General features: G+C 31.6%; 16 protein-coding genes and 1 other RNA gene. 4 read left to right on the top strand and 13 right to left on the bottom strand.

The features are described 5' to 3' along the window. Positions 1–60 precede the first annotated feature (60 nt). The 7 genes from bsdtb5_RS00290 to tadA form a co-directional block, all read right to left on the bottom strand. The gene (locus bsdtb5_RS00290) at positions 61–1719 is read right to left on the bottom strand and encodes a putative manganese-dependent inorganic diphosphatase (RefSeq protein WP_271714062.1); all 1659 of its coding nucleotides are present in this window, start codon (positions 1717–1719) and stop codon (positions 61–63) included. Between the two features lie 11 nt (positions 1720–1730). Then, positions 1731–4067 (bottom strand): hypothetical protein, encoded by a 2337-nt coding sequence (locus bsdtb5_RS00285; RefSeq protein WP_271714061.1) that lies wholly within the window; start codon positions 4065–4067, stop codon positions 1731–1733. A 75-nt stretch (positions 4068–4142) separates the two neighbouring features. Next, positions 4143–4889 (bottom strand): ABC transporter ATP-binding protein, encoded by a 747-nt coding sequence (locus tag bsdtb5_RS00280; protein ID WP_271714060.1) that lies wholly within the window; start codon positions 4887–4889, stop codon positions 4143–4145. A 724-nt stretch (positions 4890–5613) separates the two neighbouring features. After that, complete coding sequence (locus bsdtb5_RS00275) at positions 5614–6567, bottom strand: alpha/beta hydrolase (protein WP_271714059.1); 954 nt, start codon at positions 6565–6567, stop codon at positions 5614–5616. A gap of 212 nt (positions 6568–6779) precedes the next feature. Then, positions 6780–9113 (bottom strand): cyclic nucleotide-binding domain-containing protein, encoded by a 2334-nt coding sequence (locus bsdtb5_RS00270; protein ID WP_271714058.1) that lies wholly within the window; start codon positions 9111–9113, stop codon positions 6780–6782. A 443-nt stretch (positions 9114–9556) separates the two neighbouring features. After that, positions 9557–9819, bottom strand: an RNA gene (gene ffs, locus bsdtb5_RS00265) — signal recognition particle sRNA large type. 99 nt (positions 9820–9918) lie between these two features. Further along, positions 9919–10395 carry a tRNA adenosine(34) deaminase TadA gene (tadA, locus tag bsdtb5_RS00260; RefSeq protein ID WP_408628610.1) on the bottom strand — a complete coding sequence of 159 codons (477 nt, stop codon included), beginning with the start codon at positions 10393–10395 and terminating at the stop codon, positions 9919–9921. Positions 10396–10531: 136 nt separating this feature from the next. Here tadA and bsdtb5_RS00255 point away from each other — a divergent pair, with 136 nt between their 5' ends. Together bsdtb5_RS00255 and bsdtb5_RS00250 are read left to right on the top strand one after the other, a co-directional pair. Continuing rightward, positions 10532–11227, top strand: coding sequence for an anaerobic ribonucleoside-triphosphate reductase activating protein (locus tag bsdtb5_RS00255; RefSeq protein ID WP_271714057.1), 696 nt, complete (start codon positions 10532–10534; stop codon positions 11225–11227). A 42-nt stretch (positions 11228–11269) separates the two neighbouring features. Then, positions 11270–11821 (top strand): GNAT family N-acetyltransferase, encoded by a 552-nt coding sequence (locus bsdtb5_RS00250; RefSeq protein WP_271714056.1) that lies wholly within the window; start codon positions 11270–11272, stop codon positions 11819–11821. Positions 11822–11921: 100 nt separating this feature from the next. Here bsdtb5_RS00250 and bsdtb5_RS00245 read toward each other — a convergent pair whose 3' ends face one another. The 4 genes from bsdtb5_RS00245 to metG form a co-directional block, all read right to left on the bottom strand. Continuing rightward, the gene (locus bsdtb5_RS00245; RefSeq protein ID WP_271714055.1) at positions 11922–13826 is read right to left on the bottom strand and encodes a DUF6128 domain-containing protein; all 1905 of its coding nucleotides are present in this window, start codon (positions 13824–13826) and stop codon (positions 11922–11924) included. Positions 13827–14108: 282 nt separating this feature from the next. Next, positions 14109–14975, bottom strand: a complete 867-nt coding sequence (rsmA, locus tag bsdtb5_RS00240) for a 16S rRNA (adenine(1518)-N(6)/adenine(1519)-N(6))-dimethyltransferase RsmA (protein ID WP_271716026.1) — start codon at positions 14973–14975, stop codon at positions 14109–14111. An 85-nt stretch (positions 14976–15060) separates the two neighbouring features. Then, entirely contained in the window at positions 15061–15828 is a 768-nt protein-coding gene (locus bsdtb5_RS00235) for a TatD family hydrolase (protein ID WP_271714054.1), read from the bottom strand. An 87-nt stretch (positions 15829–15915) separates the two neighbouring features. Then, a complete protein-coding gene (metG, locus tag bsdtb5_RS00230; protein WP_271714053.1) occupies positions 15916–17880 on the bottom strand; it encodes a methionine--tRNA ligase in 1965 nt (654 codons plus the stop codon). Positions 17881–18181: 301 nt separating this feature from the next. Between metG and bsdtb5_RS00225 the strand changes: the two genes are divergently transcribed. Then, positions 18182–19945 carry a DUF885 domain-containing protein gene (locus bsdtb5_RS00225; protein WP_271714052.1) on the top strand — a complete coding sequence of 588 codons (1764 nt, stop codon included), beginning with the start codon at positions 18182–18184 and terminating at the stop codon, positions 19943–19945. Between the two features lie 188 nt (positions 19946–20133). Further along, entirely contained in the window at positions 20134–21822 is a 1689-nt protein-coding gene (locus tag bsdtb5_RS00220) for a phosphoenolpyruvate carboxykinase (ATP) (RefSeq protein ID WP_271714051.1), read from the top strand. 255 nt (positions 21823–22077) lie between these two features. Here bsdtb5_RS00220 and bsdtb5_RS00215 read toward each other — a convergent pair whose 3' ends face one another. Further along, positions 22078–22239 carry a hypothetical protein gene (locus tag bsdtb5_RS00215; RefSeq protein WP_271714050.1) on the bottom strand — a complete coding sequence of 54 codons (162 nt, stop codon included), beginning with the start codon at positions 22237–22239 and terminating at the stop codon, positions 22078–22080. A gap of 189 nt (positions 22240–22428) precedes the next feature. Continuing rightward, positions 22429–22866 carry a MarR family winged helix-turn-helix transcriptional regulator gene (locus tag bsdtb5_RS00210; RefSeq protein WP_271714049.1) on the bottom strand — a complete coding sequence of 146 codons (438 nt, stop codon included), beginning with the start codon at positions 22864–22866 and terminating at the stop codon, positions 22429–22431. Positions 22867–23000: the final 134 nt, after the last annotated feature.

The following is a 23000-nucleotide window of genomic DNA, read 5'->3' as shown; positions in this document are numbered from 1 at the left end:
CTATAATATTACTTCTTAGTAATGAAAAGTGAGTCTTTTTTATATAAAAATACTTATTGTCTAATTATTATCTTGTTGTAAAGAAGACATTAATACAGGAATTAATTGTTTCTTTCTTGATACAACATCTTTTAATATTACTTTTCCATCAACTTCATCTACCTTGAATGCATTTAATACTAATTCTTTTGCTCCATCGCCTTCACATAATAGTTCTGTTGACTCATCTAATATATTAGTTAACATAATAAATAACATATTTAATCCATGTTCTGCAAATGCTTTCTTCATATAAGGAACAATCTTCTCTTTAATATTGCCTAATTCATCTGTAGACATAGAAGATAATTGTCCAACACCAAAGCTAATTTGACCTGCTTCAAACTTTTTAAAGTCTTGATAGAAGATTTCTTCTGGTGACTTATTCTTTAAGTCACTTCCTGCTGAGAACATTGCCTTTGCATACTCTTCAACGTTAATTCCTGCTATTTTAGCAAGTTCTTCTGCTGCTGCTTTATCAACTGGCGTACAAGTTGGCGAACGGAACATTAATGTATCGGATAAAATTGCGGAACATAATAGTCCAGCAATATGTGGTTCTATTTCAATATTATTTTCTTTATACATCATATATACAATGGTACAAGTACATCCCACTGGTTGATTTCTAAAATATACAGGTCCAGCTGTTTCAATACTACCAACTCTATGATGATCAATAATCTCTAAGATTTCAGCATCTTCTAATCCATCAACAGCTTGGCTTCTTTCATTATGATCCATTAAGATTAATTTTTTCTTCTTAGCATCTAATAAGGATCTTCTAGATATCATACCAATAAACTCACCATTTTTACCTAATACAGGGAAGTCTCTATAACGTTTCTTCGCCATAACCCCTCTGATTTCTTCAATAAAATCTTCTCTAGTAAACGTGATAAGATCTTTTTTCTTCATGAAGTAATTCACTGGCATACTTTGATTAATTAATCTTGCTACTGTAAACGTATCATAAGGCGTACTAATAACTATACAATTTTTACTTTGTGCTAATTTGATAATTGTTGATGAAATAGATGCCCCATCAGATACAATAATACATTTTGCATTCATTTCTATTGCACATAGTTGTGATTCATAACGATTTCCTACGATTACGATATCACCTTCTTCAATATAACTTTCCATTAAGTCAGGATTAGCTGCTGCGATAAGGACCTTTCCTTCTCTAACTACTGCACTCTCATCACCAACTAGGACTTTACCATCTAATGTTTCGATTATATTTTTGTATGGAGTAGATGCAATTGATAACATCTTGCTATCATAACCTTCCATATATGCTTTTGCAATATCACCAATGGTTATCAGACCTTCAAGCCCATTCTTATCATTAACAATAGGTAGTGTAACTACGCTATTTTTACTCATAATTTCATATGCTGCTTTTAGTGAAATATCATTCTTAACTTTATCTACTTCGCGGATAAAAATATCCTTTACTTGAATTCTTACATCTGGTAAGTAAGTTGGTGCTTTCACTCCAAAACGCTCTAATACATAGCTTGTCTCTGCATTAACTTGTCCTGCTCTTCTTGCTTTGTAGTCTTCACCAGTAATTTTTTTCTTAAGTTCTGCATATGATATTGCTGAACAGATTGAATCTGTATCTGGATTCATATGCCCAATTACAAAAATTTCATTTTTAGTACTTTCCATTCTCTAGTCTCCTACTCTGTAAAATCAATTGCACGTATGATATTAAGTTCTGATTCATTATATTTTCCACTTGATACAATTTTTTTCAAATTATCTCTATTTCTTATATCACACTTTTCTCTTGCATAATCAATACATTCTAGCAATTCCATTAATCGGCCTTCTTCTTTACATTCTTTATCAATATTATTTGCGATACCAATTAGAATATCCAATGCTTCTTCATCTATCTCGTATTCTAACTTGTTCAAATAATTTTTAGCAAATTCCATTAGCTCGTTAGAATGATATACTGGAAGTTGTATTCTATGATTAAAGTATTGATTAAGCATTTCATTTTGTAACAACAATTCATCTAAATTTTCTTTTGAATCCTCAAGTATGATTGCTATATTGTTCTTATATTCCTGCATTAGATGAATTAATTTTTCTACCATCTGACTGTTTATATTAGATGCATTCTCAATAATAACACAACCATCTACTAAATTAGATTTTTGCGCATCCAAATCTATATGATTTAGTTTATCCGCTGTGATCTTTGCAACTTTTGGAGTATTAATTAATTTTAATCTATATAAGGCTTTTGATATCATTTTTCCAATTTCGGTTTTTCCAGATTGTTTGGTTCCACATACAATAATGTTCCTATTCTGACTACCTTCATTACTTGCCATCATCATATATTGATATATATCTTTACGTACTGATGGAATACCTACAAAGTTATGGAAAACAGTATTTAAATTAATATTATTTATTATGATATCATCATCAGCTAATATATTAGGCTCTTTGTCCATTTCTGTCAACTGATTCTTTTCTTCAAGCTCATGCTCATCATTTTCAATTTCAGCTTCATCTAATTCATTTTCAATATTTTTTTCTTCTTTTATTTCCTGTATCTTTAACTCATTTTCAATGATTTTATCTTTTTCAATTTCTTGATTCTTTTGGTCTTTTTCAATTGAAATTTCTTCTAGTTTCTTTTTATCTTGCACTTGTTCCTCTTCCATTAGACTTGGTTCTTCGCTAACAGTTTCATCATAACTGTTACCTTCTTCTGGTTCAAGAGTAAGCTTCTTCACCTGGATATCATTATTTGATGAATCTTTAGAGATTTGGCTTGCAGCATGCAACATATCTTGTATTTTGTCTTCTATGTTAAGCTTCTGCTCTTTTGTCTTTTTCTTGCTAATTAGATTCTTAAAAAATGATATTCCTCCGAGAATCTGATTTTTCTGTTCTTCAACTTTCTGTTCTGTTCCACCTTCTATTGAATCTAATAATAATTCAATGTCTTCGCCATCTTCATAGGTTGACTCTTCTTGGATTTGTTCTTTGTATTCTACTTGTTCTTCGTATTCTTCATGATCTTCATATTCTTTTTGTTCTTCGTATTCTACTTGTTCCTCATATACATTTTGTTCCTCATATACATTTTGTTCTTCTTGTTCATCTTTATCTTGCACTTCGTATTCATTTTGAATATTGTCTTCTTCTAACTCATCATATAGATTTTTCTCTATTAAATCTATAGACTCCTCTTCAATATTATTATTATCCTCTTTAAATTGCTCATCTATATCTTGATCGGAGGCATCTTCTAAACAGTCTTTTAGATGTTCCTCTTCTTTAGCTTCTTCTGATTTTGCATTCTTACTATTTGTTTCATTTTCTTGTTCTTCTAAGACACTCTCTTCTTTGGCGGTTACTTTATAAATAACGGAAGCATCAATATTTGGAGTCTCTTGTTTATCATTCTGATTTGATATTGGCTCTCCTGTATAGTGTGCTTTTAATACACTTGCTTGGTCTACATATACGCCTTCTCCAAACCATAGGATTATCTGTTCACACTCTTTAACACATTTCTCGACTTCACCTTGTTTATGGTAGAGTTTTGCTAATTCCATAGCCCATTTCTCATCGTATTCGCATTCCTTATACTTTAAAAGTGAATCAATAAGTTCATTAACACTTTTGCCTTGTAGTTTATTCAATCGATATTCAAGAATATACTGAATTGGATCCCCACTTGCCATATCTAAGTATTCGAAATAAAAATCTTTAGCATCTTCTACATTTCCTCTTAATATTGATATATCTACTAATTTATATAGTACTCTTTTCGTAACAGACTTTTCATATACTCGTAGCAAGATATCTAACGCTTCATCCAATCGTCCATTATGTGCATATACATCTGCATATATATTAAGTTCTGTAACTGCTCTTCTCTTGTCCACATCTAATGTGTCAAGGATTTTTATTGCCTTCTTATATTGCTTTTTATTTGCCAATCTTCTTATTTCTTCGACTTTTAACATTATTTCATATTTATCCATGTATATACACCTCCCCACCTTAATGTATTTAATCTATATTTTTACTTCTTGTATCGTCTAAGCTTATTACAATTCTTATTGTATTATTTTGGACACTGTATTCAAATATAATTCTTCTAATGTAAGTTTTGACTTTCCATTTAATAAACTATCCTTTTCACCAAGAAGGACTACTTTTCCCTTTTCCATTACACAAATAGTATCACTGATTTTCTCAATTTCTTCCATGTAATGTCCTACATAAATTATTGTTGTTCCTTCTTTAGCTAAGACAATCATTGAATCTAATATTTGATTTCTTGACTGAACATCAATTCCTACCGTAGGCTCGTCTAATATTACTACATCAGGTCTATGCAGTAGGGCCACACCTATGTTTAATCTTCTCTTCATTCCACCCGAATACGTTTCTACTTTATTCTTCAAAACACCCTTGTCTAAGCCAATAATATCCAGCACCTTATTAATACTCTCGTCTTGATCTTTCTTATTTATGTGATACATATCACAAAAAAACTTGAGATTGTCCATACCCGATAACATTGTATATAAAGCAATCTCTTGAGGAACATACCCAAGCTTTTTTTGAATCACTTTAGGGTCTTTCATTATGTCCTTTCCCTCATATAAAATAGTGCCAGAATCGGGCTTTACTAAAGTTGAAATGATAGATAGCATTGTAGATTTACCTGCACCATTTTCACCTAGTAATCCAAAAATCTCACCTTTTTTAACTTGAAACGTCACATCATCTACTGCTCTACTTTTCCTATAATATTTCTTTATATGATTAACCTCTAATATATTCATACTAGCTTTCATCAGCCTCCTGTTAATGTAATATTACCATTCCAGCCTTCTTAAGACAAGTATAACAATAAAAATAGCGCCTGTTATTATTAAAAACATAACATGCGCTATTTATTCCATATATAAAAATTTATTTCATTACTATTTATCATAACTACAACTAATATACATCTGCTAACTCTAGCTTCCCTAAGAGGGCTTTTGCTTCTCTTATCGGATTGTGAATTTATTATATTTTCACGCTAACAGTATCTCGACTTCCTCTTCCTAAATTATTTTTCATTTTATCCTTTTTATATGATAATGTATCTGTAGTATTTCTATACTAAAACAAAGCTTATATCTTCTAAATATCTATTATCAATATTTTTAATAAAGAACTTTATTTCTTATTTCTTATCTCCTTTGATCATAAATTTTAACCAGATAGCATCCTACACTCAATTCTAATATTATCATACCTTCTTTCTATTTATCATTTTTAAGAAAACATGTACATTGGAATCTCCTCCTATCCTTTTGGTAAACTTGTCTATCAAGTTATATATACATTATAAGTCCCACGCGATTATTTGTCAATATATTTATCCATATTTCATTTTATCTCTTACTAATTATATAGTTCTAATTAATTGTCTGACAATTCAGACTAGTTCAGCATTATTTAAATCATTATATAGAAAGTGTAAATTATATAACTTACACTTTCTTATAAAGCAGTATTATTTCTACTTATTTATTGATTTGTATATTTTACAACCCAATGCTCAACAGCATTCCAATATGTATTCGGGTCTATAACCGATGATTTGGCATGTTCAGCTCCCTTAATTACTACTTTCATTTTTGCACATTTAGCAGCATTATATAGCGGCTCTAGCATAGAATATGGAACAAAGGTATCCGAATCTCCGTGAATAAAAAGAATTGGGGTTTTTGACTTTCTCACTTGTTTAGCCGCATCAGCTTCTGTAAAATCATAGCCTGCACGCAATCTAGTAACAACAGATGCTGCATTTAAAACAGGAAAAGCAGGTAAGTGGAATTCATTTTTTAGTTGGAGTTTAAATTCATCCCATACAGAAGTGTATCCGCAGTCCTCTATAATACATTTCACTTGGCTTGGTAATTTTTCTCCAGAGGCCATCATTACCGTTGCTGCTCCCATTGACACACCCATTAGTATTACTTTTGCATTTTTCTTTTCTTTTAAAATAACATTAATCCACTCTAGAAGATCAAGTCTATCAGGCCACCCCATACCAACATTATTTCCTTCACTTTTTCCATGACCTCTTAGATCTGGAACTAAAACATTGTAACCAATATTATTAAAATGTTTAGCGTAGCTTGCCATTCCTAGCCCTTCGCTACGATATCCATGAACCGCAATAACATAAATATCACTTTTATTATTTATCTCATATGCATGTAATAATAATCCATCTTTACTGTTTAACGTAATATCTTTAGCCTTCTTAAGTAACCACGCTTGATCTGGCTCTTTTATTTCACCGCTTGTTTCTAATTTTTTTTCAGAACTACTGAATATCGTCTTTTTTGCATTAGAGTTTAAAGCATAATTATACAGATAATTACCAAGAAAGCCCAGGATTACCGTTCCTATTATACATATTATTATAAACGTAGCAAGAACAATCTTAAACACTTTCACTTTTTTATGAAACATCTACTAACTCTCCTTTTTCCTCTAACAACCATTTAATATATAGATATCTACTATATTAAAATATGGCTATGTATATAAGTTTATACAAAAATAGGAGTGTGATTAGTATTCCTTCACACCCCTATTTTATATAATAAAATTCTAGAATAGACTTACCTTAATTACTATAATGTAAATATAATTATAAAATAAATCACCTATTTAAGACAATTTTATAAATCACGATAGAATTTTTGAGTCTCAATTAAAACATCTGGAATCGGTATACGTTCCTTTTCAAGAGCTCGCAATCTTAAATCTAATTCTTTAATCTTCTTCTGCTGATTTCTATCAAATCTAGCTATTGCTTCTTGAAATACTGGTTGCTTTCCTATTCTATTTCTAATTTCTAATGAAAATGGACAATAATTAGCTATAATCTCTCTGGCAACTTTATTAAGTCTCACAGCACCATTTGACTCATTCTTAATCCAAATCTCATAATCTATTACAAAAATTTCTCTTGTGTTATGTCTTCCTTTTTGAATCTGTGATTTAATTTTTTCTTTTCTGTCTTCTGATAGGTCTCTATTCTTACGATAGAATTGAATATAATCAGAATACTCAGAAGTAAGGGACTTATTCTTAATATCGTTCCAAGATGCACCTTGAATGCATCGACATAACTCCCACCTAAACTGGCCGAATAATCGAATGAGATGATCTTCTAGACTTCCGTCGATAAAGGCTGGTAATAAAAATCTACCTTTTGTATTTCTCTTCTTACCTGTAATCTCTTGCCACATAATTGATCTCTGTCCATACATTGGTAACAAGATCATATCTGGATATACTGCCTCCATAATATATTCTTTTTTTATACCCTTTGCTTCATCATAATACAAGGATTCTCTATGAAATACAGAATAATCTATCTTTAATAATTGAGCTACTGCATCATTCACTTTTTTGGCAGTTAAATATGCGTTTCCTATATCATGTGCCATTCCATCTTCATATAGAATAGGTACAAATATACTCATTTGTCCATTTACTAATCGATTATTATATCGGAACATATTCATAATCTCGTAGTTCACACGCGTTCTAGGATTCTCTAAATAATCTTTTTCCTGCTCTGGGGTTAACTTAGTGGATTTTTTGATTTCTCTTAAGTTTTCTACGTAATCTAAATCAAATTCATTCTTCGAAGGTTCTTTTTTCTTCTCATAGATTTGAATTAACCAATCTTTCATTGTATAGACATTACAAAGACCTTCATCATTATTTTCCTTAAGAAAATATAATTCGATAGATTGTTCTTTTGAAATCAATTCCTCATCCATATATCCATAGTTTAAGAACATATCAATAATTCGGATAGGATTTTTCTCTTCATAAGCTCGGATAAATACTCTTTCATATATATTATAAAACTTTTCCGCAATACGTTTTCTTAGCATTCTAGCTGTATCTTCTGAAGAATATTTATCTCTTAAATTCTTAAACTCATTAATTAATTTAGTATAGGCTTCTGCTTCTTCTTGATCAATTCTAGAATAATCTAAGATTTGTTTTAATGAATTCTCCATTTCAGAACTTGCTAATGTTGTATCCTTTTCCGAATACTTCATCTGCATCTTCGAACTAATTTCCTGATTATTCACTCCACTTAATAAATTAATATATATTTCTTCCATAAATTCATTATATGAATTTAACTTTAGGTATATTTTCTCAATAAATAATTTCTCTGTACTAAATATTTGTTCTTTTATTTCATCAACCATACTGATCAGTTCCTTATTCATACCCTTATCTTTCGAACTGTCAATCGCTAATTTTGCAACCCCTTTAAATAAACAAGCTTCCGTACTATTAATTAATATTTCAAATAAATGTACGATATATAAAGACATTTCTACGCATTCTGATACAATATCTGATATTAATACAGCTTGTTCCTCTACTTGATAAGTAGTTACATTAACATTTGTAGCATAGAATGCTTTTAAGATATCCATAGGTATTTTTATATACTCTTGATAATAATCAATTTTATTACGCTCGTAGTTAAAATCACTTTCATATTTAGCTAGGTCATCCACATTATCAATTGGCAACACTGAAACCCCATATTGTTGTCCTAATTCTATATATCTAGCATAAGTATCCGTAATAAAGTTATACAAGGATTCCTTCTTTTTGTTAAGCGCTTGATATATCCTATCATATTCTGCTACATATCTACTTAAAGCACCTATCGCAAGCCCTCTGTAGTCCTTATTTGCATAATATATCTTTTCTAGATCTTCAATCTCACTAACCGGGAAGGCATATAACACTACATCTTCATACGCAATGTAGGTATTAAATGTGCTACCAGTATATAAGTCTGAGATTCCAATAAAACTTCCTGTTCCTACAATAATTTTAGATCCACTATTGCCAATTAGAACTCTCCCTTTTACTACTAAACATACATTTGTTACTTGTTCATTTTCCGAATAAATAATTGTTCCCTTTGGAATTTGATTCACTGTTAACGGATTAAGATTTACTCCCATTGTCTCACCTCATATTTTATCTTATCAATGTATCTTTGTATTCTTTTATTATTATAATTCATTCTAATAGCTTCGTGAAGTAAAACTTTATATTTTGACATTTTTCTTGTTGTTTGAACATAATATATGACTTTTTGTATCCATTTATTAATTTAAAAACTTTTAATATGATCCAATATGAATTTATAGGGTCGGCCCATCATTTCTGATGGTAAAGAACAAAGGCCTATCCCCATTGATAGTTTACCGACCCCTTTCAATTGTATATAGAACTACCCCCATTGATAGATTCTAACATGAGGATATGGTTTTCTTAGAGTAACTACTTATTGACTTATTATCTACTAATAAGTCTAATAAAAAAGAAAAGATGTACATAACGAGTTATGACATCTTTGTGTATTCGTATTTACTTGTATAAAATATAATTTATCTATTAAATTCCGTGCGCTTTGCTTTGAATTCTCTCCATAGGCGTTACCTTTACAGTTAACTCGGTCCAGGTAGCCTTACGGCACACAAGAGCTTTCGCTTAGTGCTGCTCCATTCCTGACCTGACACGGTTCACGAATTCCTGTTGCGTAAGACCCAGACGTCAACATCACTTATAAAGGGCAGCCCTACAAGATGAGAACCCTAGGCAAAACATCACCCCTGCTGTAGCGGATTGCAGGTACAGGGCACCGCTATCTCCCCGGCTGCACGGAAACTTTTTGACGTTTTTGATACAGTTATATAATTAACAGTGTATTTGTAATTATAACTTTAATATATAGCAATGTCAATAGTATTATTATTACTATGTCTATTCCGCTACTGTATTATTCTTTTCCATCTTCATTTCTCTTTTACGTACTCGTAAAGATTTAAAGAAATCTTTTAACAACAACGTACATTCTTCTTCTAATACACCTGTTTTTAATTGAACTTGATGATTGAATTCCTCCATTTGTAGTAAGTTAATAATAGAACCTGCACATCCTGCCTTGGGATTCATACTACCAATAATAACCTCTTTCATTCGAGATTGCACAATAGCACCTGCACACATTGGGCATGGCTCTAAAGTAATATACATACTACAATCCTCTAATCTCCAATCACCTAACACCTTACTTGCCTTGTCAATTGCTATAATCTCTGCATGAGCTAATGTATTCTTTTTCGTATTTCTTTTATTATATGCTCTAGCAATTATTTTATTCTCGTATACGACTACACACCCAATTGGAACTTCATCTATATTGTATGCCTTTTTTGCCTGTTTAATTGCTTCTCTCATATATTTTTCATCCATAAATATACCATGCCTTTTTCTTATTCATCTCGCTATTTCTGACAATACAATTCACATTTACTTCTAAAATAAAATCTGATATAGTTACTATATCGTATCACGAACAATAAGAGGTGACAATATGCAAATTCACGGCTTTAATAAAACAACGTTATTAGATTATCCAAAGCACTTGGCTGCGACTATCTTCTTGGGAAATTGTAATTACAGATGTCCCTTTTGTCACAACTCATCCTTAGTTCTTTCCCCTGACTCTGAGCCTACCATTCCCGAGCAGGATGTCTTATCAATATTAGAAAAGCGAAAAAACATATTGGAAGGAGTCTGTATAACTGGGGGCGAACCTACCATTCACAACGACCTTCCTGATTTTATAGAACAAATTAAATCTATAGGATTAAAAGTAAAATTAGATACCAATGGCACAAATTACTCCATGTTAGAATATTTAATCAAACATCATTCCATTGATTATGTTGCTATGGATATTAAAAGTTCAAAGGAACATTATGATAGGGCAACCGGTATATCCAATCCACAATTATCCTCAGTTTCTTCCTCAGTTAACCTACTTCTAGAAAATTTAATTGATTATGAATTTCGAACAACGGTTGTAAAGGAATTGGTTTGTGAAAAAGACATTATTTCAATTGGACAATGGATTAGTGGAGCACGTGCCTACTATCTACAAGCTTATAAAGATTCTCCTGATATCATCGGTTCTAATCTACATGGATATACATTACCTGAATTAAAAGATTTTGTTACACTATTGACGCCATACATTACTAATGTGGGTATTAGAGGAATTGACTAATTGTAACTGTTAAGTCATCAACTAAAGAGAGAGTTAAAATATATGATGAAATTACAATATGAAACTAACCGATTATGTTTAAAAGTTCTTCCAACAAATGAAGCAAGTAAAGTTCTTACTTTTTATTTGGAGAATCAAGAGCATCTACGTCCATATGAACCTTCAAAACTTCCTAGTTTCTATACTATAGCTTTTCAAGAGAAGACACTAGAATATGAGTATAAGCAAATGCTTCAAATGAAGCATATTCGATATTACATTTTTGAAAAAGAGAACATGAATAGAATTATTGGTTGTATTAGTATTAGCAATATAATAAGAGGTGCATTTTTATCTTGCCAGCTGGGATATAAGATAGACCATAGGCATCAGAAGAAAGGTTATGCTACTGAAAGTATATCTAAATGCATTGATATCATTTTTAGTGATTATTCTCTCCATCGAATGGAAGCTATGATTATGCCATCGAATTCAGCTTCCATTCACTTAATTGAAAAGCTTGGCTTTCATTACGAAGGCTTGTCCCCTTCTTTTGCTAAAATCAATGGTGAATGGGAAGATCATAGAAGATATTCTTTAATTAATACTCTTTAGTTTAATAACAAAGGGATGCTAATTAATTGATATAACTTAATATCGCGATTATTCCATTAACATCCCTATTAGATATAATATTTACTGTTTTGAACAATTCTTATAGTTTTATTTCCATATACCAGTAACCAAAATCACCATCTTTTGGCTCTTTTCCTTTTGATGGCTTAAAGTAATGAAATCCGAACATATTAGCTACAAACTTTTCACGAGTTTGATATACTCCTGGAACCCCCAATAGATACTGACACACGTTCATATTCTTTTTTTCTGCAAATAATAAATGCCTGTAACTATAATAGCCATGCAATAAGAAACTGTTATTACCTAAGATCCAATTGTCTACTGGGAATAAACCTAAATCTTGAGGTTCAATTCGAACACACTCGTCAAATTCCTTATCATTAAAAGCATTTAGCTTAGGATAACTTTCAAATATTTTATTAGCTACAATACTTTCTCCTAATATTTTCTTCTTTTTGAAACTTGATCTTGCTTCTGTTCTAAAGTAACTGTCTTGATAGTTGTCATTATTACCAGATGTCTTCTGCTCCACTGTTTGCTGATCTTGTTGCTTTTTTCTATCTTCTTGTATTCTTATCTGCTCTTTAATTCTGAGTTCCTCAATCTTGTTGATATCGTCTATATGTTTTGATATCTCAACTTCTTCAGTACTTAATTTCAACTCATTCATGTTTAGTGTATTGCTATCATAATTGTTAAAGTTGGTTTCACTCATGAATTTGTTGATAGAATTTGTTTCATCCTCTTTCTTGCGCTTCTCCTGATCTGTTTCTTCAGTGTTCTCTATCTGTTCCTGTTTGATATCATCACTTGCTGCTTTTAACTCATTTCTGTATTGATTAAACTCCTCTATATTGCTATTAATGTTTGAATTGTTACTATTTTCTTTCTCTATCTCATCAAATTTATCTTGGTAATTGTTATAATCATCGTATTGGTACTCTTGTTCTGGATGTTCTGGTTGTTCCATTTGTTGCTCTGTTTGTTGTTTTGCCTCTTGTTCTGTCTGTTGCTGTTCTTCTTGCTGCTCTTGTTTCTGTCCTTGTTGTTCTCTCTCTTCTATATCTTTAATTTCATTTTTATCTTGATTTTGTTCATCTACATTAATGTTACGACGTTCAATGCGATTATAATAATCATAATATTGGTAATGCACTTCTTTCACTTGAACTCTTTTCTTGTGATCCGAAACAAGCTTTTCTCCATAGATTGGCTCTGGATTAATTTCATAATCCATCTTTTCTTTTCTATAATCAACTTCTACTTCCAATTCGTTATCCTTTTTCTGGTCCTGTTCTCCATCCTCATTCTTATGTATTAAATCATTTTGTTTCTTGGACGTTTTCGACTGCTCTGGAGCAAGTCTATAACTATCTTGTTCATTGAAATTGGAATTGGATTTTCGTTCTATTATCTCATCTGTTATATCTTTCTGTTCTTTTTTTACCTCATTGGCATACTCATCTGTTATCTCTTTACTTATTTCAATAGGAGTTGACTGGATTTCTTCGCCTAATTTGTCCACAATGTCTTCAGTTTGAGTTTTTTCATGATCATCTTGTTCTATTTTATTGTTGTTATTTTTATTGGTAAGTTCTTCAAAACTATCTAATAATATGATTTGATTATCGTCCCACTCTGTTGCAAAAAATTTGTCTAAGCTCGAATATACAATAATGCCACCCATTTCATCAATTGAGTAATTACTTCCCATTAGATTATTCGAATCCATAAGAGACCTAAACTCATAAGATCCATTTTTAACAACACCATCGCCTAATCTTAAGCATTTAATTTTAGCGCCCTGCCTCATAAATAAATGGCATTTTAATGTATTTACTCGAACACTTGAAACTTTTATACTTAATGTTATCTTGCATTGTCCATTTTTCACTTCGACCCTTGCATAGCCAACATTATTTCTTTTTATTCCATATTCATAATCATACACATATGAGACAAATCTTTTATAATCAGACAAATTCATCACTCCCTTTTTGATTAATTATATTAGTTGTATTACTAATATATTCCACCTCCCAAATACTAATTCATAAACATTCTAAGAATCTTAAACTTCGTGTCAAATTCCCATTCCATTATCTTAACACCGCTACAAATATAAATAGGGCATGGAAATTTAACGGTCTCTAGCGGATGCACAGGAGTAAGCTTGGCGCATTTATATAAAAAAAATACACTGCAACTAACGTTCAATTAGTTATAGTGTACTTTTTATATTGTATGTTTTGTAATAGCTTTATTATAATTTTCTTTTTATAATATTACTTAACTTAGCAAATTGTTCTAGAGTTAAAGCTTCTCCACGAATATTTTCTGCTACTTCAAGTTCATGAATTGCTTCTAATATTGTTTCTTTTGGTAAGTTAACTTCACTGCTATTATTTAGACCATTCAATAAGGTCTTTCTTCTTTGGTTAAAGGATGCTCTGATAATTCTGAACATAAGATCTTCATCATCTGCAACTACTGGAGGATTCTGATGTCTCGTTAACCTGATTACTGCTGAACCAACATTAGGTCTTGGCATAAAGCAATTTGCTGGAACATTTGCAACAATATATGGTTTTGCATAATATTGAACTGCCAAGGAAAGAGCACCATAATCTTTCGTTCCAGGTCCAACTTCCATTCGATCTGCAACTTCTTTTTGTACCATTACCGTTATATTATCAATTGGAACTTTACTTTCAAATAGTCCCATGATAATAGGCGTTGTAATGTAGTATGGAAGATTAGCCACAACTTTAATCGGCTTTCCATGATTCTTTTCTTCTGCTAATTTCTTAATGTCTACTTTTAAGATATCTTCATTAATAACTGTTACGTTATCATACTCTGATAAGGTGTCTTCTAAGATTGGAATTAACTTTTTATCAATTTCCACAGCAACAACTTCTCTAGCATTTTCACATAGATACTGTGTCATTGTCCCAATACCTGGTCCAATTTCAAGTACCATATCATCTTTTGTAATACCTGCTGCTGCAATAATTTTCTCTAATACATGTGTATCAATCAAAAAGTTCTGTCCAAATTTCTTCTGAAATACAAAATGATATTTATTTAATATTTCAATGGTATTCTTTGGGTTTCCTAAGGATGCCATGTCTATTACCATGCCTTTCATTTTTATGCCCATTACCTTCAATCTTTAGCATCTGTCCAGTATTTATGGTACATATTTAATATAATTATCTGATACGATATAACTCTTTAGCGTTTTTATTGGTTGCTCTGATTATCTCTTCTTTATTCATACGCTTTAATCTTGCAATCTCATCAATGACATATACTAAATTAAGAGAAGAATTTCTCTTTCCACGATTGGGAACAGGACTAAGATATGGGCAATCCGTTTCTAATACAATGCGATCAAGAGGAATATATTCTACTACTTCTTTTAATTTCTTTGCATTATTAAAGGTAAGCACGCCCCCAATACCAAGGTAGAACCCCATATTAAGGTACTCTCTTGCCATCTCAACACCATAGGAAAAGCAATGTATTACTCCTCCTACTTGATCAGCCTTTGCTGTCTTCATCATATCAAGAGTATCTTTTGCTGCATCTCTACTGTGTATTACCATTGGTAGCTTAGTTTCTTTGGCTAATTCCATCTGTCTATGAAACCATTTTTTTTGAATCTCTCTATCAGGTTCGTCCCAATAATAGTCTAGACCAATTTCACCAATTGCAACAACTTTTTCTCTTCCTACTTGCTCTTTTAGCCAAGCGAAATTCTCTTCATTTAACTCTGCAGTCTCACTTGGATGAACTCCAATTGCTCCATAGACAAAATCATATGCTTCCATTAATTCTAAAGTGTTCTTTGTTGTTTTAAGGCTTGCTCCGATATTTACTACATATTCTATGTCGTTTTCCTTCAAATTATGAAGTAATTCGTCTCTATCTTTGTCAAATTGCTCATCATCATAATGTGCATGTGTATCTATTATCATTCTAGCTCCCATCTGTCGCCATTGGCGACATATAAATCAGGGGTGTGAGTTGTTTTTAACATTCACACTAGTTCCCATGCCTTTTTATTAGCAGATCTCTGCTCCTGCTGGCATATTCTTTTCTGGAACCATAAGAGCTAGTTCTCCATTTTCATCCTCAGCACATAGAAGCATTCCCTCTGATAGAACTCCTGCTAATTTTGCTGGTTTTAGATTCACTAAGACCATAACTTTTTTACCAACCATTTGCTCTGGTGTGTAATATGCTTTAATTCCAGATACAATTTGTTTTACTTCATTTCCGATCTTAACCTGAGAACATAATAATTTCTTTGACTTTGGAACTTCTTCACAAGCAATAATTTGTCCTACTTGAAATTGCATTTTCATGAAATCATCATAAGAGATTTCTTCTTTTTTCTCTACTTCAATTACTGCTTCACTATTTTCTTCTTTTACTTCTTCTGCTGGCATCATTTTCCTTTTTAATTCCTCAACTTTTTCTAATACTTCTTTCATATCTAAACGAGCAAATAGAATCTCTGGCGTTTCTGTAACTTTATTTCCAGATGGATATTGTCCATATTCATTTAACTCCTCAATTGTTCTAATCTTTGTATTTAATTGTGCTACGATTTTTTGTGCAGTCTCTGGCATAAAGGATTCTAATAGACTTGCACCTATTGTAATTCCTTCTACTAAATTGTATAGCACAGTTTCAAGACGTGGCTTCTTATCCTCTTCTTTTGCTAATACCCAAGGCATTGTTTCATCAATGTATTTATTACATCTCTTGAACAACGTGAAGATTTCTGTAATTGCATCAGCAACTCTTAATTTCTCCATCTTTTCCACTACTTTTTTAGGAGTTAATAATGCTAATTCCTTTAATTCTTCATCTACTGCCTCTTTTACTCCAGTATTCTTCACAATACCACCGAAATATTTATTAGACATAGATATCGTACGATTTACTAAGTTACCTAAGGTATTCGCAAGGTCAGAGTTCATTCTCTCAACCATTAGTTCCCAAGTAATTACACCGTCATTATCAAATGGCATCTCATGTAATACAAAATATCGAACAGAATCCACGCCAAAGAAATTAACAAGGTCATCTGCATAGAGTACATTACCTTTTGATTTACTCATCTTACCATCGCCTTGCATTAGCCAAGGATGTCCAAATACTTGTTTTGGAAGAGGTAGATCTAGAGCCATTAACATAATTGGCCAATAAATCGTATGGAATCTAAGTATATCTTTCCCGATAAGATGTAAGTCAGCAGGCCAGAACTTGTTAAATTGATCAGTTGAATTGCCATCTAGGTCATATCCTATACCAGTAATATAGTTACTTAGTGCATCTAGCCACACATATACTACATGTTTATCATCAAAGTCTACTGGAATTCCCCATTTGAAAGATGTTCTTGATACACATAGATCTTGAAGTCCTGGTAACAAGAAGTTATTCATCATCTCGTTCTTTCTTGATTCTGGTTGAATAAATTCTGGATGAGTATTGATGTGTTCAATTAAGCGATTCGTATATTTTCCAAGCTTTAAGAAGTAAGCTTCTTCTTTGGCAGGTTGAACTTCTCTACCACAGTCTGGACATTTTCCATCCACTAATTGGGAAGAAGTAAAGAAGGACTCACATGGTGTACAATACATTCCTTCATAATGTCCTTTATATATGTCACCTTGCTCATATAATTTCTTAAAGATTTTTTGTACTTGTTTTTCATGATAATCATCTGTTGTACGAATAAATTTATCATAAGATGTATTCATAAGATCCCATATACTTTTAATCTCACCTGCAACGTTATCTACAAATTGTTTTGGCGTAATACTTGCTTCTTCAGCCTTTAACTCAATCTTTTGCCCGTGTTCATCCGTACCTGTTTGAAAGAATACATCAAAGCCCTGTTGTCTTTTAAACCTTGCTATACTATCTGCTAATACAACCTCATAGGTATTACCAATATGAGGCTTACCTGATGTATATGCAATTGCTGTTGTCATATAAAATGGTTTCTTCTCCATTCCATTTCCTCCTTCTACTACACATTATTTATATTATGCATACGTAATTCATGAAATATTTGTAATGTTTTTGTCTACTTCAAAAATCCTACAATATTAATTTCTTGTATGTCTTTTCTAACGAACTATAAAAGTTTATATATTGCCTGTAATTAATTATTATAGTATATAATTTTTAATAAGTCCAATATTTTCATTGGTACAACGTCTAATTTTAGGGAATATGAGCCAAAAGTAATTTTTACTAACTTGATTTTTTGCTGTATAATAAAACAAAGTTCAAAAATAATAGGAGGTAATAATGAAAACACTAAAAAAACGTAATCTATTTATTCTGTTTTTTACTGCTATTCTTACGATAATGTTACTTGCCACTGGCTGTAACCAGAAACAGATTAATCCCAAAACCAGAGAGGACTTTGATGCATTTACAAAGGAAGTATTTGTAGATCAAGTACAAAGTGATAGTATCACTTTAAATTATACCCTTTCAAAGCCTGAAAAATATGGAATCAAGAATTTCACTCCAACTTTAGGTGAATATACATTAGAAGAAAATGAAGAGAATCTAGTTAAATACGAGAATTATTTAAAACGTCTCAAAGACTTTGATTACGATTCCCTAACTAAAGATCAAAAGTTAACTTATGATATTTTAAAAGAATCCTTATCCCTTAATCTTAACCTAGGAAAATATCCTCTATATTCAGAAATTCTAAGTCCAACCATTGGATTTCAAGCCCAACTGCCAGTTCTATATGCAGAATATAATTTTTATGATAAAGAGGATATTGATGACTATATCAAATTATTAAATTGTACAGATGATTACTTTAAGCAGATTGTGGCAATAGAAAAAGAAAAGTCAAAACAAGGATTATTTATGAACGATACTGCAGTCAAGGATATTATTGACCAATGTAACACTTTTATTAAAGATAAAAAAAATAATCTTTTAATTACTGTATTTAATGATAAGGTCTCTTCCTTTAAGGGACTTACCAAAGATGAGATTAGAAACTACAAAAAAGCAAATAAAGATGCTGTACTAACTAGTGTTATCCCAGCATATGAAAATCTAATATCTGAATTAAGTAAGCTAAAGGGAACTGGTAAGAATGCAGGAGGCCTATGTAATTTTAAAAACGGAAAAGAATATTACAAGTTACTTGTCCAATCAGAGACCGGCTCTAAGAAATCTATTTCCGAATTAACTGATTTACTAGAAGACACCATGAATCATAATATTGCAAAGATGCAAGCAATTGTTCTAGTGAAACCAGATGCGCTTGATGCAATGGAGAAAGTAAAATACAAATTAACGGATCCAAAAGAAATTATAAACTACTTAAAAACTGCTATTAATAAAAACTACCCAGCCTTAAATGACGTAAATTGTACCATAAAATATGTAGATAAATCCTTACAAGATTTCTTAAGCCCTGCCTTTTATTTAACACCGGCCATTGATAATTATGCTGATAATAGTATCTATATAAATAAGTCAGAGCAGTTTGACCAATCGACAATCTTTACAACTATAGCTCATGAGGGATATCCAGGTCACCTATACCAATGCGTATATTTTAATGAGCAAAATCCAGCACCAATACGTAGTGTATTAAACTTTGGTGGATATACAGAAGGTTGGGCTACCTATGTTGAACTAGACTCCTACTCACTTGCTGGCCTTGATAAAAGCGTTGCCTCATTACTTGAGAAAAATATGGCTGCAACTCTATGTCTGTATGCAAGAGTTGATATTGGTGTTAATTATGAAGGTTGGACGAAAAAAGAAACAGGAAACTTTTTGTTGAAAGTTCTAAACACAGACGATGACAAAACGGTAAATGAATTCTATAAATCAGTGGTTGAAGAGCCCGGTAATTATCTACAATATACCATCGGATATCTTGAGTTTAATGAGTTAAGAGATAAAGCAAAAAAACAACTTGGTGATCGATTTGTACTTAAGGATTTTCATGAATTTCTTTTAAAGACTGGACCTGCTCCTTTTGATGTAATTGACAATCGTTTAGATTCTTGGATAGACGCACAAAAATAATCAAATTATGTCTTTAAAAAAATAAATACCTTGCCTCTTTAGAATTGACATATTTATCCATAAGGAATATACTTATATTGGCGAACAATATTTTGTCCTAACTTTCTGCATGAGCTGCAGCTATGCACCCTCATGTCCAGCTAATCCCCTTTTTTATTGTCACCAATATAAACTAGGAGGAATCAAATATGTCAACAAAAGCAAATTTTAAGCGTGAAGAAATTGGCGCGAATAATCCTATCTTTTCAACCACCCGTTCTATCATTGAAGCTGCTTTTTATGGAAATAATGTAATTAAAGTAAATACATTAAGAGAAGCTTATGAACTTGCAAAACATTCTCCAGGCACTGTTGTTACAGATATGCCTGTATATCATGGTGAAGAATTTGGACTAGAAAAAGATGCTAAGGTATTATTATTTAATGATGGCTTTGTAACTGGACGTTGTGCTGCTGCAAGAAGAATTGCTGGTGAGCCTGGTGTTGATTGTAAAGACCTTGATAACAAGTTAAAAGATGCCATTTATGACACTCGTTACATAACACTCTATCATGCCGAAGTATTTATTGGATTAGATCCAGAATTCATGGTAACGGCTCATCTTTTGATTCCAGAAGGTGAAGAAAATATCCTATATTCTTGGATGCTTAACTTCCAGTATCTATCCGATGAATATGTGAAAATGTATAAAAAGTCATCACTTATTGGTGATGGTAGGGAAGGAGATATCTATATCTTCTCTAATCCACAATGGAAACATTCCGAGCATCCACTTGGATTAACTTACTTTAATACCAATACCAACTGTGCTGCACTCCTTGGAATGAGGTATTTTGGTGAACATAAAAAAGGTACTCTAACAATCGCTTGGGCAATTGCCAATCGTAATGGATATGCATCTTGCCATGGTGGTCAAAAAAGATATAATCTGCCTAATGGAAACTCATACGTAGCTAGTGTATTCGGATTGTCTGGCTCAGGTAAATCAACCATTACTCATGCTAAACATGATGGCAAATATGATGTAACCGTGTTGCATGATGATGCTTTCATTATCTCAACAGAGACTGGTTCATCAATTGCTCTTGAACCAACATACTTTGATAAAACTGCTGACTATCCACTTAGTTGCGAGGATAATAAATATTTAATTACTGCTCAGAACTGTTCCGCAACCCTTGACGAGGATGGAAAAGTAGTTCTTGTAACCGAAGATATACGTAATGGCAACGGTCGTGCAATCAAATCCAAATTATGGTCTCCAAATCGTGTAGATAAGATTTACGAACCAGTTAACGCAATTTTCTGGATAATGAAAGATCCAACTCTTCCACCTGTATTAAAAATTAAAGGTGCTGAATTAGCATCTGTCATGGGCGCTACGCTAGCAACAAAGCGTTCTTCAGCGGAACGACTTGCACCTGGGGTAGATCCTAATGCATTAGTAGTTGAACCATATGCTAATCCTTTTAGAACTTATCCACTTGTGAATGATTATGAAAAATTTAAAAAACTAGTAGCCGAAAGAAATGTAGATTGCTATATTATTAATACTGGTGATTTCATGGGTAAAAAAGTAAAACCTAAAGATACTCTTGGTATTCTAGAGAATATTATTGAAGGTACTTCTTCTTTCAAGCAATGGGGTACTTTTGAAGATATTGAGATTATGGAATGGGAAGGCTTCATACCTGATATGAGTGATAAAGATTATATTTATCAATTAAAAGAACGTATGAATGATCGTATTCGTTTCGTTGAATCTAGAAAAGAGGTAAAGGGTGGATTTGATGAACTACCTGAAGAAGCCTTAGATGCTCTTAAAAAGGTTGTATCTGAAATAGAAGAAGACTTAGTAATCGATACCATTGCATAAATAAGTTCATATAGATGATTGCAATTGCCACTTTTCTTAAGTACTGATATACAAGAATATATAAATAACTTATAAAAACCAAAATGTCTGTTATTATTATCCAATAAATAAGTATAAACTTCCTATTTATTATCTTAACGGATAAATAACAGTCATTTTGGTTTTTAAATATAAGTATTACATTAACAATTATAATTATATTAAAGTGTTAATGTTAATTTATTACTACATATTACTACGTTAATAACTATATTCCTATTTTTCTTCTACACTTTTATGCTTCTTAATAATCTCCATGTATCTTCTTGACGAAGCATCCATTTCTTTATCAGATTCATTCTCTGCTACAGTCTGTTCCACCATGTTTAATTCATCAAATAATCCTTCTAAATCGCTATCATCTAAAAATCCATCCATTTGCATCTTAATCGAGATATATTTTCCCGATATCCTCCTTCGACTTATTTTACTTGAAATTTAGTCTCTACATAACTATATTTTCGCTTCAACTATTATATTATTATTGTATGTTATGATTCTTCTGCTGTTTATACTGTAATTAATTATCAGTTACTATCTCTTCCTTATTACCTTTTTCTTATTCTTTTAGTAATATTCTTTAAAATAAGAACTTAAATTACTCAAGGCTTTTACTAATATTTTAGTTTCACTGTCAGATAATCCTTTTAATGTTGCATTTATCATATCCTGGTGAAATCTCTTATGGTGTTCAAAAGCTTTTTCACCTTTCATACTTAAAGAAATCAGGACTACTCTTCGATCCTCGTCACTACGCACTCTATCAACATATCCTTTTTTTACAAGGTTATTAATAGCAATAGTAAGTGTGCCAACCGTAACTTTAAGAGCTTTGGCTACTGTTGTCATATTTTTAGGCTCTTCATTACCTATTGCTTCTATGATATGCATATCGTTATTTGAAATATCTTTGAATTCTTCTGTAATAATAGCCTTTTGCTCTAATTCCATGATTTCATTAAATAATTTTACCAATACCTCATTAAACGTACCATATGCATCCATATACTCACCCATTTCCTTATAATATGATATTAATTATTATACACGATAAAGATTTCATATTCAAGGTTGCGTCTATGTCTTAATGCTTCAAAAATTATAATAATATACTTAGTTTCAAACATAATACTATGCAA

This window comes from Anaeromicropila herbilytica (genome assembly GCF_016591975.1).
Classification (GTDB): domain Bacteria; phylum Bacillota; class Clostridia; order Lachnospirales; family Lachnospiraceae; genus Anaeromicropila; species Anaeromicropila herbilytica.
Note: the sequence above shows the minus strand (reverse complement) of the source record. Positions and strands in the feature narration are given on the sequence as shown.